Source organism: Agarivorans sp. Toyoura001, from assembly GCF_005405585.1.
Lineage (GTDB): Bacteria > Pseudomonadota > Gammaproteobacteria > Enterobacterales > Celerinatantimonadaceae > Agarivorans.
The window spans coordinates 97,565-112,442 of the sequence record NZ_BJEQ01000008.1 but is presented as its reverse complement, the minus strand read 5'-3'; the positions used below and the strand labels follow the sequence as shown (position 1 = coordinate 112,442).

Sequence of the window (14,878 nt, the reverse complement as noted above, 5' to 3'; positions counted from 1 at the left end):
CCTTATTGTTACTCTCACTAATTTGAAGAAATATTTCGATTCAATTTAGGATGGCGAGCCAGCTCTAACTTTACCTTTTCACTAATAATTTCAACGATACAATTGAACTCATCGATGTCAGGAAAGGGTGTGATTGATTGTAAATACTTCTTAGGTAATTTGTAGATAACGTAAGGATCCAGCATTGCTGCTATATCTCGCGCTGCAAGGTCGTTACCATCAAGCCATGCAACGAGTAAAGCTACCTCTAAGTTTGAAAACATCATATTTCCTCGGTTGATTTAGTGCCTAGCCATTAAATCAAGAGCTGAATGTCTGACAAATTTGCAGCCGAGGAAAAAAGACCAACCTTATGTAGTCAAACTTTTTGGCTCAATTGTCGCGTTTACTCAAAAATATTTTTTTGAAGGGAAATTTAGGATTTACAGCCCTTTTCGCTGAGGCTCATAAACTTCAGAGTAGGTTAGAGGAACACCATAATGCTATGGCTTTTTCAAGGCTCGCTGCACGCTCGACAAGCTTATTCTTAGCTCCTTAGCGATCTTTCTGTAACTTAAACCTGCTAGCCTCAACTCCACTACAGCGTCTTTATTAATTGTACTTTTTCGCCCTTTGTATACACCGCGCTTTTTGGCTAATGCGATGCCCTCGGCTTGCCGCTCTCGAATCATCGCGCGTTCAAACTGATAAATAGCGCCTAATAGGGTGAGTAAAAGTTGGTTCATTGGGCTGGAATTATCGGCGGTAAAGGCTAAATTTTCCTTGTGGAAGTGTAGTGATACCCCTTTAGATAGGAACAACTCGACGAGGGAGAGCAAATGCCCAGTATTTCTTGCTAAACGTGAAATGTCATGAACGTGAACAACGTCCCCAGATCGAATATGTGCAAGTAGCCCGTCTAATCCAGGTCGCTGTTTAACAGAGCCAGAAATATTGTCTTCAAAAACTATATCAAGCTCTATGCCGTGCAACTGCCTTAAAGTTTTCTGCTCGGCGGTACTTACTCGTATGTACCCAATATTCAGCCCTTTCATGCCATCACCTGTATTCAATTGACTCTAGAGTTAATGAAACGTTTGTGTTCAAAACGTTATATCCACCCTATTGAATACGGAAACCAAGATCTGACAAATGTGGTCACTTGGGTATACTCAAAATATAGTGTTAATGCTAAAAATCGGGATGACAGAAGAAAAGTAGACAAATTTGATCAATTGTTCACTGATAATATAGAGCTTAATTTTTATGCCATGGTTTGAACCCTATGCCAATTAAGTAACTTAGACCTGCTGTTATAAAAGCTGGAATACCCAAGGCCATTAAAACCATAACTGGGTATGCCCACCAGAACACATCGTCGTGACGGATATTAACAAACCCGGCCACAAGAAAACCGATTGAGGTTAGGTAGCCAATAGCACTAAGTACATTGATAAGACGTTTAACAGAACTATTCATACTTATCTCTTTCTACTACGAACATCTCTTCAATTTGTTTGATCATCTTGTTGTGAGACTTAACGATGCTGTTGTGTATTGTTCCTGTGATGATTAGAAGTATTGCGCATGCGGCTGATACTCCGGAAAATGCGAACCAATCTACATGATGCAGTTTTAGGCCTGCAAATAGGAATACTAAGCTTAAGTAAAGTAGGCTATAGCCTATGTTTAATCTAGTTGAGTTTTTCATAGTAGGGATCTCTTGCTTAAAAAGGTCTCCGTAGAGGCCATGATTAGTTATTATTGGCTAGCTGCTTTGAATGCTTTGCCTGCATCCGAGATTGCTTGGTCTACTTCTTTACATGAACCAGTTACCCTAGCAGAACGTTCTTTTAGCAATGAATCGCTAGCATCTTTATCACCGTTCAGTTCAGCCGATACAATAGGGGCCATCATAGCCATTCCCATAGCCATACCTAAATCGGCCATTGAATCGACTTCACAGTTATTCTTAAGATAAACGTAATTAGCCATATAACTCATTGCTGCTTCCCCTTTCGGTGATAACTTGGTTTCACCACAACCCGTTAGAACAAGAGTTGTTGTAAATGCTGCGAAAGTTAATACATTTTTCATGTGTGCGGTTTCCATTTAGGTTGATTGGCCTCAAACGAGACCGTAGTTATAGAGTTAAATTTGTTATGAATGTTATTACTGGTTCAGCATCAAAACCGCATACAAGCAGCAAGGTTGCCAACAAGTTGTACTTCATTTGTTCCCCGCTATTGGATGCCTAACATCTATAGACTCATATACATAAAAAGGTTGTGGTTACTTGGCACTTCAAGCAATTAGTAGTGTTTAATTATCTGGTGGGTTGATCATTCAGAGCCGCAGTGTCTTTACTACTGGGTTATAGCTAACCAATGCGCCTTGGTTTTCGTCCCTGATTTTTTTCTGTTTTGAATCAGGGGTTGCTTTGGCATCGCTAATACATAGGCCTAGCGTTAATAGAGTTACTATTACGAAGTAAGCTATGACATATTTAGTAATTGCTAACATGTGTTGTTTTCTCTCTGTTTTATTGCCGCCCCCACTATTGAGTGGCTATTACGCTTTACTTAGCGCCATACACTTCAGGTCTTTAATTAGTAGCAACTTTGTAAACAATCGTTTGGGTTTATGTGGGTGAAAAACCTTTGATAATGGTGGTGTGAACGTGGCTAGAAGTAGTGGCAGGGATCAGTTTTGGATTGGCTGAAAATGCTTTAACCGGCATAAATGCTGCTACCAGCAAAATAACGATAATTGTTATTTGAAGTATTCTAAGTGCTTTCATTTTTATGTCGCCCTGGTTATTTGAGGCTAACTATTTAGTTAGATGGTTAGTTAGCCATTCGAAGAGTTAGTTATTAAGATTTAGGGCGGGTAAACAATACAAATAAGCCTAAAATGATGTCACCTATAACCCAAATGCCTGATATAAGCATTGCCCCGATACCCGTACCAATAGCTGCCCCTGCTGCCTCGGCACCTTCTAAACTATCCATAGTAGTGGTTGCAGCGTCCATACCTGCAAACATCCACCAAGCCATAAATATGTTAAATAAGATGAACGACCACTTGATTAGCTTGCCGAAGATAGAGCGTTTAGGCTTATTGATTAATGAGCCACAGCCAACACATTTATGAGATGTTGAAGCTATTTCTTTTGAACAAGTTGGGCAGTTTATTAAAGTAGTTTTAGACATTGTGTTCTTCTTGGTTAGATAGGTTTAACTATTTAGTGATTGTTGCGAAATGTGTGTAACCATGAGTAGTGAGGGCATCAGCTCCAACTGAGCCAGTTCTTATGTAGAACGAGCCTTTAGGTTTAATTGTGTAGCCTGCTTCTTGATACGGCGTGAAGCTTTTTCCTGTATAGATATAGACACCTTTCGAACTTGCTTCTACTAGTTCAGTTGTATCGTTTACTAGCTTTACGTTAAAGGTTGGTTCAACTGAATCAAGTTCACCTGTGCGGGCTTTCAAGCGTTGTTTGAGCTTATCAGATACCATAAGCAACACTTTACCGTCGGCTAAACCTAACCCTAATTCACGTTTATTCTTTGAACTATTCATGCCCCCTTGTTTCGTGACCAATTGGGTTTCGATGTTATATGTAACAATTGAATCGAATGCGTACTTGCTAGTTGCTTTGCATGATACAAACTCATGCTCACGGGCAAACAAGTTCCACATCATTCCATTTGCTTTACTCAATGAATCGGACTCGGCACCTGTTTCGCGGTCTTTACATGAACCATCGATGGTAATTTTTGCTTGAGAAGTAATGACCGTATCGTTTAGCTCTAAGTTGCTAACTTGGCTAATGTTTACAGGCACGATAACCTCGGCATCGCAGCCAACTAGGACAATAACTAACGCTGATAAGGCGAGCAATTTATTCATGTTTTCTCTCTGTTCGGTTTTCCCTCTTTCGAGGGTTTAGGGTTTGCTATTTGCTAACAGCTTTAAATGCTTTACCAGCGTCTTTAATAGCTTGCCTAACGTCACCACATGAACCCGTGATTAAGGCTTGTCTCTTGGCTAAGAATTCTTCATTTCCTTCTTTATCTTGGCCTAGTTCGGCTAACAGCACTGGGCTTACCATTACTACGCCCATAGCCATACCTAAATCTTCCATACTATCTATTTCACAATTGTCCTTTAGATAGTTGTAGTTAGTTAAATAGTTAACAGCAGCTTCACCTTCGGCTGATAATGTAGGCTCACCACAACCGGTTAGTATTAGAGCGAAAGATAGCGCTGTAATAGCTAATATGTTTTTCATTTTGATACTTCTCTATGGATTAAACAGCGCCCAGTTCAAGAGCGACTTGCTTTGCTTGTTTCCAACAGTCTTACTGCTGAAACTTAGTTGCAAACTTTGCAACAAAACTACGACACCCCACAAAAAAGGACATTATCCTTTTTATATTGTGTTGTATGAAAATGGTTGTCAAGAAAAATCACTTTAAGCATCGAAACTTAAATTAGGAGCTACCAATATGAGTGTTAACCATTAGCAAATACTTAAGTACTCAAGCTGATGATTCAACCGAAACCAAGTTTGAGAAAGTTTGGTTTCGGTTAATTAGTATGGGAGTTATTCGAATGTTTTTAAGGAAGCGGGGGGAACTTTACGCGCTTTTTTAACTGTTTATAACGGAAAATCCAACACACATATACACACACCGCTTAACATCTTCCGGGTGCCCATTGATGGTATCGAATAAACCTTTTACACCGTCTAACTTTGGGATGATTGGTCCCACAGACAATATAGCCGCTTTAAATTGTGCGTTTGTATTGAACGAATCCACCCAAGAATTATAAAAGTCGGTGGTGGAGTCAAAATTAAGAGGCTCTTTAATCATTTGAATGTAAATCGGCGCTAGCTGTGCTGCTATGTCAGATTTTCTCTTAAAATGGGCATTAATCCCAGACTTAGAAATGCCCGCCGTTTCAGCTATATGTACAAATGTAGCTTTATCAAACCCTTCACTCATGGTTATTTTTAAGGCTGCATCAATAATCTTAGCTCTGGTTCGTTCCGATTTCATACTCATTAAATTGGCCGGCATTTTGTTGTAACTCTTTGTCACTATGTTTTTCAATAGTAGCACTAGCAATATTTACTTTACTAGACCGGCAAGACTTTTGACCTATACGATTCTTTTGAATTGATGATCATAAAATTAAAGCAACCTTTGTGTAAAAGTTAGTCAAAAATCTGTTGACCCAGCAGCAGCATCACTCTATTATCCACCCATAAAAAGGACGGCGTCCTTTTTATGGGTGGATAATAGAAAGCTAGTGTACTAACTCACTTCTTGCCCTATTTGCATAACCAAAAACTCACCTTGCTAAGAAACCTCAAAGGGGTCTTACATTTCTCACTCAATAATGGCCACAGTGCTTGGTCTATATGGAAAAAGAATGAAAAAATTTATTGTTTTGTTGGCCTTAATGACTCCTATGTTGGTTAACGCCAGTGAGCAAAAAGACGCAGGAAAAACCTTTGCGCAAATAACCGCCTGCCATTTAGCTGGTGAGATAGATAAATCAGATAAAGATGCAGCAAACTTTAAAGTGATAGCTAGGTACAAAATTGCTAGCCGTAACCATTGGTGGAAAAAAGACATGAAAAGAGCACAAGAGAAGGAGTTCAGACGCTTAGACAATACCAACAAATTAGAACTCGCAATTATGTGCGGCATCATCGAAAACAAGTGGTTATAGAACAGTTATCTATTTTAAAGGGGGTTAAAAATGTTTCATAGCGCGGGTTTTCGACTAATAACGGTAACTGTTTTTATAGCGGGTATGCTTGCTTGTAATGGTGAGGACTCTATGCGTCCACTAAATGAAGATGTTCGTCCCGTAAAAATAATGAAAATTTCAGTTGCTGGCGACAAGGAAGTATCTATATTTCCAGCAATCATTAATGATAATCGCCTTGTTGATTTAAGCTTTACATCAGGCGGTAAAGTTATTTCTCTTCCGGTAAAAAATGCACAATTCGTGAAAAAAGGAGAGGTGATTGCAAGCCTTGACCAACGCGAACTGAAAAATAGCCTAAACAAATTTAAAGCTCAATTTAGAAGTGCCGAAATTGAGTACAATAGAGCGCGGCAATTATCTAAAAACAATGCTATTTCCCAAAGCGCTTTGCAAGAACGTTTAACTGAACGCGACGTAAAGCAATCCCAATTAGACAGTGCCCTACAAGCCATAAATGATTCTGTTTTAACCGCGCCATTTGATGGCGTTATTGCTAAAAAAATGGTCGATAATGGGCAAACCGTATCAAGCGCTCAGGCTATAGTGAAGTTTATTGGCGGCGATACTCAAGAAGCATCTATCGACATGCCAGCAAACTATTTAGCGGAATTATACCAAAGCACAAATAAGCAAAATAATACCAACACTTTTATTGTTCTTGATATTGCCCCAGAGAGAAAAATTGCCGCTTATTATCGAGAAGCCACCTTATTGGCAGATAGCGCAACACAAACTTATAACATTACTTTTGAGTTTTCAGCTCCTAGCAACTTGTTAGTTCTTCCAGGAATGAATGCAACCATCGAAATACACACGTTGGCAGACCATTCGGAAAATCACCCCCTAATACCATTAAGCGCAATAACAAGTGATGGCAGTGATGCTTACGTTTGGGTAGTAAATAGTGAAAACATGACGGTTACGAAACGGAAAATACACATAGCAGAAGGTGTTGGTGAAATGCTCGCTGCTACATCAGGAATAGCAAAAGATGAACTAATAGTCAGTGCGGGAGCGACCTACTTATACGAAGGGATGAAGGTAAGAAAATGGAAATAATCTTATTGAGTCATTTTGTAAAAGTTATCCGTGAGCAGGCGAGAACTAATGAATATTGCTGAATTTACAATAAAAAATACAGTGTTGAGCGTTATTGTTATGTTGTTAACAATAGTTGGTGGATGGCATGCCTATCAAAACATGGCGAGGTTCGAAGACCCTGAATTTACGATTAGACAAGCTGTTATTGTTACTAGCTATCCTGGCGCAAGCCCTCATGAAGTCGCGCTGGAAATTACCGAGCCTTTAGAAAAAGCCATTCAACAGTTAGCCGAAGTAAAGACTATTGAATCTGTTTCAACCTATGGAAAGTCTGAAATAAACGTAGAAGTAAGATATGACGCGTCAAAAACTCGAAGTGATTTACAGTTAGTTTGGAACAAACTGCGTAATAAAATCAGTGATATTTCGTCGGCTTTACCAACAGGCGCCGGTAAACCTTATGTGGCAGATGACTTTGGTGACGTATTTGGTCTGCTCTATTTTGTAACGGGCGACGGTTATTCAAACGCTGAGTTAAAAAAATACGCAAAAACCTTACAGAGTTCATTGCTACAAGTAGACGGTGTTGCTCGAGTTACCCTTGACGGGTTACAAAAAGAAGCCATTTATGTCGAGATATCGAATCAAGATGCTAAAAGGTTAGGCTTAGCTATTTCTAATGTTTTTAGCCTACTGTCTCAACAAAACGCAGTGGTTTCGTCGGGTAACGTTAAAGTTGGTAATAAGCGCTTAGTTATAGACCCAACCAATGTTGTTGACTCGGTTGAGTCGATTCAAAACCTCCTTATAAGCACCGACGCAGACGGTAAACTTATTTATCTCAAAGACATCGCGCGAGTGTGGCGCGGTTATAGCGAACCAGAAGAAAAAGAATATCTATATAACGGTAAACCTGCTGTGGCTATTGGTATTTCAGGCCTACTAGGCAGCAACATCGTAAAAATTGGTTCAGATATTGACTCCAAGATAGCAGAAACCAAAAACCTAAGACCACTAGGAATTGAATTACATGAGTTTTATCACCAAGGTAAAATTGTCGATTCGTCAGTTGAAAACTTTGTAGTGAATGTGATTGCGGCACTGGTGATAGTGATTGTAACCCTGCTTATTTTTATGGGCTTTAAGTCAGCCATTGTTATTGGCGCGATTTTGCTTTTGACTATTTTTGCCACACTTGCAACGATGAATTTTGTTGATATTCCTATGCATCGCATTTCATTAGGTGCGCTCATTATTGCCTTAGGAATGATGGTAGACAATGCGATTGTTGTCACCGAAGGGATATTGGTAGGTATTTTAAATGGTACTAAAAAATTAGCCATTGCCAAACAAATTGTTAAACGCTCAGTTTGGCCTTTGTTGGGAGGAACACTAGTAGGAATTATAGCTTTTGCTCCCATTGGCTTCGCCCCTGGTTCAACCGCAGAATATACCGGTCACCTGTTCTGGGTAATCCTTATTTCTTTAATGTATAGCTGGTTATTTGCTATTACTTTAACGCCGCTATTCTGCTTCTGGTTGTTCAAAGAATCTTTGGGTGACAATCTTAGCCAACAAGCAGATAGCCGCTTCTCTACATTATACAAAAAACTACTTTACGCCACTCTCCAGCAACGCTTTATTGTTGTGGTGGGAGTTGTTGCGCTGTTTTGTGCCTCTGTATGGGGATTCCAATTTGTTAAACCGGGCTTTTTCCCTGCTTCTACGACGCCTATGTTTGTTGTTGATTACTGGCTTCCACAAGGAACCGATATTACTAAAACAAAGAAAGATATAGAAAGCCTAGGGAAGCATATTCAGTCTTTAGAAGGAGTAAAAACTGTACAAGCGTCGATTGGTGGAGGCGTACCGCGTTTCATGCTTGTATATGCCCCAGAGTCACAAAACTCTGCTTACGGCCAATTATTAATACGTACCCAAGATGACAAAGTTATCGATGGGTTACTTGTCGATATTCAACGCTATATTGATAACGCCTACCCTGATGCCCAAGGTAAAACATGGAAGTTTGTATTAGGACCTGGTGGAGGTTCACGCATAGAGGCAAAATTTAGTGGCCCTGCTCCTAAAGTATTGCACCACCTTGCTGACCAAGCCAAAGCAATAATGGCCGAAGATGGTAAAGCCTTATCTATTAAAGATGATTGGCGGCAAGCTATTAGCGTAATCGAGCCTATTTACGCAGTTCAAGCAGCCCAAAGAGTAGGTGTATCTAGAGAAGACTTAGCCTCAGCGCTAGAGACTAACTTCTCAGGAATGAGAATAGGTACCTACCGCGATAACGATGAGCTGATCCCAATTATTGCCAAAGCACCGAAAGCTGAGAGCAACAGCGTTACCGATATCAAAAACTTACAAGTTATTAGTTCTATCACCGGAGCCAGCGTACCTATTGGTCAAATAACTAACGGGTATAGAACGGTTTGGCGTGATGGTTTAGTAAGGCGAGTTGACCGCCAATGGGAAATTAAGGCGCAGTCAGATCCTGTTCCCGGTGAGCTTACAACCGATCTATTCAATCGCATAAAACCAAAAATTGAAGCGATTGACCTCCCAGAAGGTTACGCCTTGAAATGGGGTGGAGAGTATGGAGATTCTAAAGAATCTAATGACAATTTGGCATCAACCATTCCATTAGGTCTTATTGCGATGGTGATTACTGTTTTTGTGTTGTTTGGCTCGGTGAGGCAACCAATAGTTATTTGGCTGGTAGTACCTTTGGCCTTGATCGGAGTGTCTACAGGCTTGTTAGCCACAGGAACACCAATGGAGTTTATGGCTATTTTGGGCCTTCTGTCGTTGTCTGGCTTACTAATTAAAAATGCCATTGTGTTGGTTGACCAAATTGATTTAGAAATTATTGAAGGGAAACCAAGGCACGATGCAGTTGTTGACGCAGCGGCCAGCCGAGTTAGACCCGTAATGATGGGAGCATTAACCACAGTGCTAGGGGTTATTCCTTTATTCTTTGACGCATTCTTTAAATCGATGTCAGTTGTATTGGTATTTGGGCTTACTTTCGCGACCTTACTCACCTTAATTATAGTGCCTGTACTTTATGCCATTTTCTTCAACATAAAAGCTACTGAAAGTACAAAAAATCTTAATTTAACCCTCTAAAAAAGAGTCACTAAAATATCCATTCAGGCTTCAAACCAGCCTGAATGGATCACTGTATCTAAGGATTAATAATGAGCCTATTTAAACTCATAATACACTGTTCCATATTAACCCTATTGGTAAGTTGCGGTGGCAGCACTGACAACGATAACCCAGTTAAAGCCTTTAAAGGAAGAGCGATTGATGGCTATATCATCGGCGCTACTGTTTTCCTAGATCTAAACTTCAACAGTTTACATGATGCAGGTGAACCCAGTGTTGTGACGCAAGAAGAGGGAGAGTTTGAGCTAGTTATTCCGTCACGTTATAGCCAATGTGCTCAGTACGTGCCTATAGTCGTAAATGTGCCTGTGGGTGCGATAGATACCGATTTTATTAATACACCTATAGAAAATGCTTATTCGATGGTTTTTCCACCTCAATTTGCATTAATGACAGATCAATATTTGTTGAATTTGACGCCGTTAACCTCCGTTGTTTGGAAGCAAGTTGAGCAAGAACTCCGCGTTTACCAATCAGGAAATTTATCTTGTCAGTCTATTATTGCCGGACAAGAACTTCGAGAAGATATAGCACATAGATTGCGAGAGCAAGAATGGCGAATTGCTAATCGATACAACATTACGGTTAGCGAATTGTACGCTGACTATATCCACTCCGGAGATGATTCACTCCATCAACTTGCACAAAAACTGGTACCCGGATTGCAAAAGTCATATGAAGAAACCAAGCAATTACTAGATCAGCATCCAAACGCAGATTTTGCTTGGGTTGAATATTTCTTAGGGCGGCTAGCAAATAAGGATTCACTATATGACGATTGGTACCGTTATGAATTTGTTCAAACATCTAATGGTAACTTCGATTCTGAGACTTTTGTTATGTCTGATGACCTCAGTACTAAGGTGAGTCTATTCGATAAAAGTTCGATGAAAACGGTTCAGCGTAGTGGTATGAACATAGAGAAAACTGTCAACTTAGTCTATGCAGAGTTTGGCTACGGATGCTCGGTGAGTGAATGGCTAGAAACAACCTTACAGCAGTCATCAGGCGTTAGAAACTCAGTATATTATGACGTCACCGATTGGACAGAATGTGAATCTCAAATGATCGCCGGTAGTGAGGTAATGCAATCTTTAATCACAAAAAACTATAGCGGTTCTGAGCTATCTAGCTCTACTGAACACGTTTACCATACCGACAACAATAGTGGGTTTAGCCATCTAATTGGAGTAACAGATTCAGTGACTCAAGAAGACTTAACCCCGATTAGAGAGGTAGTAGACACCGATTTTTACAGTGATGAATCTCATGGCGCTGACTATTGGTCGAGAACGAAAAATGACTTCAGTGAAAACGTCAGTAAGCCCTCTCAAGTTATGACTAGCCATAATAGCGATGGTAAGTGGGAAAAATATACTAATTATCGTGATGGTACCCATAAATTAGAATGTGGCGATTCAGAAACTTCAATGTCAGAAAGCCAATGCACTAATTTTAAATAAACTATATTCTATTAGGAAAGTGCACTTGGGTTGAGAGCACATTTATCAATTTGGTCCCCAATCGGTCCCCCAAGTGTGCAACCACACCTGTGTTTATGGGCGTCTTCACTTTCTGTATCGGAAAATAGCTTAATAAGTAAGTATTCACTATTGCCAAGCCACCCTAAAAACAAAGATTAAGACCAACAAAACCTGATAAACAGCAAGCAAACATAAAGCTATTATCAGGTTTTCGATTAACAGATAAACCCACTCTCAAACTAAGCTAAATCTGCCTCACAGTTTCATCACTCTCCATCAATTATCGCTAAAAATATTGACTTAAATCAATTTTAGATTAAAGTTTCACTGTTTTCTGAAAGTTCAATAAAAGGAATTTGTCGCGTGCAATTATCAGAGAAGAGCCAAGCTTTTGTTCTTCATTTTGGCGAAATGGGCAGCCGTTGGGGTTTTAACCGAACGGTTGGTCAAATATTGGCTTTGTTAGTGATTAACAAAGAGTCTTTGCACGCCGAACAAATTATGCAACAGCTGGGCATTAGCCGCGGCAACGTCAGCATGGGTTTAAAAGAATTACAGTCTTGGCGCTTAGTAAAGCTAAGCCATCAAGCAGGTCAACGCCGAGAATTTTTTACTTCCGCCGGATCCATTTGGGATATGGCGAGAACTGTATTTGAAGAACGCAGTAAGCGCGAAGTTGACCCAACCCTCTCTTTACTACGTTCTAATTTATTGGAAGAACCAGAAAACGAAGCAGACCAGTTTACTCAGCAAAAAATGGAAGAGATCCACGATCTCTTAGAGTTAATAACTCAATGGTCATACGCACTTAATACGATGAATCCAGACAAACTACAGAGTTTAATGAAGATGGGCTCAGGTATTAGCAGAATTTTAGAGTTAAAAGACAAAATCGTTGGTAACAAGGGATCTGCCGCCAGCTAATGAGATTATCAACCTTAACGAGGCTTAACCATGCTTGATGCCCTAATGCTCTCAAGGATACAGTTTGCTGCCAATATCAGCTTTCACATCCTGTTTCCCACCATCACCATTGCGATGTGTTGGTTCTTAGTTTTTTTTAAAGTACGCCATGATATGACCGGCAATCCGGTATGGATGCGCGCTTATCGCTTTTGGGTAAAAGTCTTTGCGCTCTCTTTTGCCATTGGAGTCGTAAGCGGTATTACTATGTCATTCCAGTTTGGTACTAACTGGCCTGGCTACATGGAAACCGTAGGTAACATTGCTGGACCATTACTAGGTTACGAAGTACTCACCGCCTTTTTCTTGGAAGCCACCTTCTTGGGCATTATGTTATTCGGCATAAAGCGGGTACCCAATAAGGTACATACCTTAGCGACTGTTTTAGTCGCAGTAGGCACGAGTTTATCGGCCTTCTGGATCCTAGCGCTAGATTCGTGGATGCAAACGCCAACCGGTTTTGAAATGCGCGATGGCGTCGCATTTCCAACAGACTGGGTAGCCATTGTATTTAACCCTTCATTTCCTTACCGCTTAACTCATATGTTAATTGCGTCTGGCTTAACGGCATCGTTCTTTATTGCAGGCATTTCTGCTTATCGCATATTGAAAGGTGATGTAAAAAAAGCCCCTCGCCTAACCCTAAAAATCAGCTTGCTGGTGGCCGCTGTATTAGCGCCAACTCAAGCTTTAGTCGGTGATTTTCATGGCTTGAATACGCTTGAACATCAGCCAGCAAAAATAGCGGCCATTGAAGGTATTTGGCATACCGAGAAAGGCGCACCCTTATTATTGTTTGCATTGCCAGACGAAGAAACCAAAACCAATAAGTACGCGATTGGTATTCCTAAACTGGCCAGCCTAATTTTAACCCACGAACTAGACGGTGAGTTAAAAGGCCTTAACGAGTTTGAAAACGAACATCCGCCAGTAGCTCCGGTATTTTGGAGTTTCCGAGTCATGGTTGGCTTAGGTTTACTGATGTTGGCACTAAGCTGGTTTGGTTCTTACCACATGGTTCGCAAAGGCAAAATGCCTAACTGGATGCTCAAGGTACTAGTGGCCACCACGTTCTCTGGTTGGGTTGCTACCCTAGCTGGTTGGTATGTGACCGAAATAGGCCGTCAGCCCTGGTTAGTCACCGGTGTTTTACGTACCGAAGATGCGGTAACAACATTGCCCGCTTCAAACGTTGCCTTTTCATTGGCGCTGTATTTAATCGTTTATACCTTCTTGCTGATTGCCTACATTCACACGGTATTCTTAATGGCACGAAAAGCGATTAAAGAAGAAGAGTTTGAAACCAATGAGCCCCAACCAGACGGCAACTTAACTAATATTAACAATCCGCAAGACACTGCTGAAGGGAGTGCCAAAGCATGATGGACGCTTACTGGTTACCGGTAATTTTCATCGGTTTAATGGGCCTGTCGGTTCTTATTTACGCAATTCTCGACGGTTATGATTTAGGGGTAGGTATTTTACTGCCTATGGGCGAAGCCGATGAAGCGCAGCGCGATACCATGATTGCGTCAATTGGCCCATTTTGGGATGCCAACGAAACATGGCTAGTACTGGCCGTTGGTATCATGCTTATCGCCTTCCCGGCTGCCCATAGCATTGTGCTTTACCATTTGTATATTCCGGTGGCGATTATGCTGATCGGACTTATTATGCGTGGCGTAGCCTTCGACTTTAGAGCTAAAGCAGCGGTAGACCATAAGTTAGCCTGGGATCGTACTTTCAAAGCCGGTTCTATCCTCACAACATTAGCTCAAGGCTACATGCTAGGTTTATATGTAATGGGCTTTGAAGGAGGCGTAACCACTCACTTATTTGGCTTATTAAGTGGCTTAGGTGTTACTGCGGCCTATAGCTATATTGGCGCGGCATGGTTGGTAATGAAAACCGAACACCAACTACAACAGCGGGCCGTTACTTGGGCAAAACTTACTGGCCGCTTTTGTTTAGTTGGCGTGATTGCCGTATCAATAGTAAACCCACTGGTTAACCCTGGTGTATTTGATCGCTGGTTTGATTTTCCACTGGTGATGTTTGTATTGCTGATCCCAGCCCTATGTTTCACCGCATTTTTGTTTAATGACTTTTTATTGGGTCGTTTACCCAAATCAGACGATCGCCATTGCTGGGTACCATTTTGCCTAGTGATGCTTATTTTCTTACTGTGTTTTAGCGCACTGGGATTCAGCTTCTTCCCCGATGTTGTACCGGGCCAAATGGACGTATGGGAAGCAGCATCGGCACCGGAGTCTTTATCGGTGATTTTGATTGGAGCACTAATTGTAGTGCCAGTGATTCTGGCTTATACCGCTTTTTCATATTGGGTATTTAGAGGTAAAGCTACCTCTCTTAACTACCACTAAGTTACTAACACAAACAAAAAGAGCGCCAATTGGCGCTCTTTTTTTATCAGGATAAAC

Annotated in this window: 16 protein-coding genes; 7 read left to right on the top strand and 9 right to left on the bottom strand. The window is 40.8% G+C overall.

Annotated features, from left to right (window positions below):
• Positions 1–17 precede the first annotated feature (17 nt).
• The 9 genes from FFR00_RS11540 to FFR00_RS11505 all read right to left on the bottom strand — a co-directional run bounded on the left by FFR00_RS11540 (position 18) and on the right by FFR00_RS11505 (position 5,066).
• A complete protein-coding gene (locus tag FFR00_RS11540) occupies positions 18–266 on the bottom strand; it encodes a hypothetical protein (protein WP_137673553.1) in 249 nt (82 codons plus the stop codon).
• A gap of 216 nt (positions 267–482) precedes the next feature.
• Entirely contained in the window at positions 483–1,034 is a 552-nt protein-coding gene (locus FFR00_RS11535; RefSeq protein ID WP_137673552.1) for a recombinase family protein, read from the bottom strand.
• A gap of 202 nt (positions 1,035–1,236) precedes the next feature.
• Positions 1,237–1,458 carry a hypothetical protein gene (locus tag FFR00_RS11530; protein WP_137673551.1) on the bottom strand — a complete coding sequence of 74 codons (222 nt, stop codon included), beginning with the start codon at positions 1,456–1,458 and terminating at the stop codon, positions 1,237–1,239.
• A gap of 282 nt (positions 1,459–1,740) precedes the next feature.
• Complete coding sequence (locus FFR00_RS11525; protein WP_137673550.1) at positions 1,741–2,076, bottom strand: hypothetical protein; 336 nt, start codon at positions 2,074–2,076, stop codon at positions 1,741–1,743.
• A 544-nt stretch (positions 2,077–2,620) separates the two neighbouring features.
• Positions 2,621–2,779: a hypothetical protein gene (locus tag FFR00_RS21650; RefSeq protein WP_154675876.1), complete on the bottom strand. Its 159-nt coding sequence runs from the start codon at positions 2,777–2,779 to the stop codon at positions 2,621–2,623.
• Positions 2,780–2,852: 73 nt separating this feature from the next.
• Positions 2,853–3,191, bottom strand: coding sequence for a hypothetical protein (locus FFR00_RS11520; RefSeq protein WP_137673549.1), 339 nt, complete (start codon positions 3,189–3,191; stop codon positions 2,853–2,855).
• A 28-nt stretch (positions 3,192–3,219) separates the two neighbouring features.
• The gene (locus FFR00_RS11515; protein ID WP_137673548.1) at positions 3,220–3,891 is read right to left on the bottom strand and encodes a hypothetical protein; all 672 of its coding nucleotides are present in this window, start codon (positions 3,889–3,891) and stop codon (positions 3,220–3,222) included.
• A gap of 46 nt (positions 3,892–3,937) precedes the next feature.
• Positions 3,938–4,273 (bottom strand): hypothetical protein, encoded by a 336-nt coding sequence (locus tag FFR00_RS11510; protein ID WP_137673547.1) that lies wholly within the window; start codon positions 4,271–4,273, stop codon positions 3,938–3,940.
• A gap of 361 nt (positions 4,274–4,634) precedes the next feature.
• Complete coding sequence (locus FFR00_RS11505; protein ID WP_201798739.1) at positions 4,635–5,066, bottom strand: TetR/AcrR family transcriptional regulator; 432 nt, start codon at positions 5,064–5,066, stop codon at positions 4,635–4,637.
• Between the two features lie 355 nt (positions 5,067–5,421).
• On the opposite strand from FFR00_RS11505, the gene FFR00_RS11500 reads away from it, so the two are divergent.
• The 7 genes from FFR00_RS11500 to FFR00_RS11470 all read left to right on the top strand — a co-directional run bounded on the left by FFR00_RS11500 (position 5,422) and on the right by FFR00_RS11470 (position 14,821).
• Positions 5,422–5,724 (top strand): hypothetical protein, encoded by a 303-nt coding sequence (locus FFR00_RS11500; RefSeq protein ID WP_137673546.1) that lies wholly within the window; start codon positions 5,422–5,424, stop codon positions 5,722–5,724.
• A gap of 30 nt (positions 5,725–5,754) precedes the next feature.
• Positions 5,755–6,825, top strand: coding sequence for an efflux RND transporter periplasmic adaptor subunit (locus tag FFR00_RS11495; protein WP_137673545.1), 1,071 nt, complete (start codon positions 5,755–5,757; stop codon positions 6,823–6,825).
• Positions 6,826–6,873: 48 nt separating this feature from the next.
• Positions 6,874–9,948, top strand: a complete 3,075-nt coding sequence (locus tag FFR00_RS11490) for an efflux RND transporter permease subunit (protein WP_137673544.1) — start codon at positions 6,874–6,876, stop codon at positions 9,946–9,948.
• Between the two features lie 116 nt (positions 9,949–10,064).
• Positions 10,065–11,453: a hypothetical protein gene (locus FFR00_RS11485; protein ID WP_137673543.1), complete on the top strand. Its 1,389-nt coding sequence runs from the start codon at positions 10,065–10,067 to the stop codon at positions 11,451–11,453.
• Between the two features lie 384 nt (positions 11,454–11,837).
• On the top strand, positions 11,838–12,398 hold the full coding sequence (locus FFR00_RS11480; protein ID WP_137673542.1) for a GbsR/MarR family transcriptional regulator: 561 nt from the start codon (positions 11,838–11,840) through the stop codon (positions 12,396–12,398).
• A gap of 30 nt (positions 12,399–12,428) precedes the next feature.
• Positions 12,429–13,820 carry a cytochrome ubiquinol oxidase subunit I gene (locus tag FFR00_RS11475; RefSeq protein ID WP_137673541.1) on the top strand — a complete coding sequence of 464 codons (1,392 nt, stop codon included), beginning with the start codon at positions 12,429–12,431 and terminating at the stop codon, positions 13,818–13,820.
• Positions 13,817–14,821 (top strand): cytochrome d ubiquinol oxidase subunit II, encoded by a 1,005-nt coding sequence (locus FFR00_RS11470; RefSeq protein ID WP_137673540.1) that lies wholly within the window; start codon positions 13,817–13,819, stop codon positions 14,819–14,821. The genes FFR00_RS11475 and FFR00_RS11470 overlap by 4 nt, the downstream gene beginning before the upstream one ends.
• Positions 14,822–14,878 lie beyond the last annotated feature (57 nt).

Coding starts and splice junctions, on each gene's coding strand:
- FFR00_RS11540 (WP_137673553.1), bottom strand. CDS start 266: ATGATGTTTTCAAACTTAGAGGTAGCTTTACTCGTTGCATGGCTTGAT.
- FFR00_RS11535 (WP_137673552.1), bottom strand. CDS start 1,034: ATGAAAGGGCTGAATATTGGGTACATACGAGTAAGTACCGCCGAGCAG.
- FFR00_RS11530 (WP_137673551.1), bottom strand. CDS start 1,458: ATGAATAGTTCTGTTAAACGTCTTATCAATGTACTTAGTGCTATTGGC.
- FFR00_RS11525 (WP_137673550.1), bottom strand. CDS start 2,076: ATGAAAAATGTATTAACTTTCGCAGCATTTACAACAACTCTTGTTCTA.
- FFR00_RS21650 (WP_154675876.1), bottom strand. CDS start 2,779: ATGAAAGCACTTAGAATACTTCAAATAACAATTATCGTTATTTTGCTG.
- FFR00_RS11520 (WP_137673549.1), bottom strand. CDS start 3,191: ATGTCTAAAACTACTTTAATAAACTGCCCAACTTGTTCAAAAGAAATA.
- FFR00_RS11515 (WP_137673548.1), bottom strand. CDS start 3,891: ATGAATAAATTGCTCGCCTTATCAGCGTTAGTTATTGTCCTAGTTGGC.
- FFR00_RS11510 (WP_137673547.1), bottom strand. CDS start 4,273: ATGAAAAACATATTAGCTATTACAGCGCTATCTTTCGCTCTAATACTA.
- FFR00_RS11505 (WP_201798739.1), bottom strand. CDS start 5,066: ATGCCGGCCAATTTAATGAGTATGAAATCGGAACGAACCAGAGCTAAG.
- FFR00_RS11500 (WP_137673546.1), top strand. CDS start 5,422: ATGAAAAAATTTATTGTTTTGTTGGCCTTAATGACTCCTATGTTGGTT.
- FFR00_RS11495 (WP_137673545.1), top strand. CDS start 5,755: ATGTTTCATAGCGCGGGTTTTCGACTAATAACGGTAACTGTTTTTATA.
- FFR00_RS11490 (WP_137673544.1), top strand. CDS start 6,874: ATGAATATTGCTGAATTTACAATAAAAAATACAGTGTTGAGCGTTATT.
- FFR00_RS11475 (WP_137673541.1), top strand. CDS start 12,429: ATGCTTGATGCCCTAATGCTCTCAAGGATACAGTTTGCTGCCAATATC.
- FFR00_RS11470 (WP_137673540.1), top strand. CDS start 13,817: ATGATGGACGCTTACTGGTTACCGGTAATTTTCATCGGTTTAATGGGC.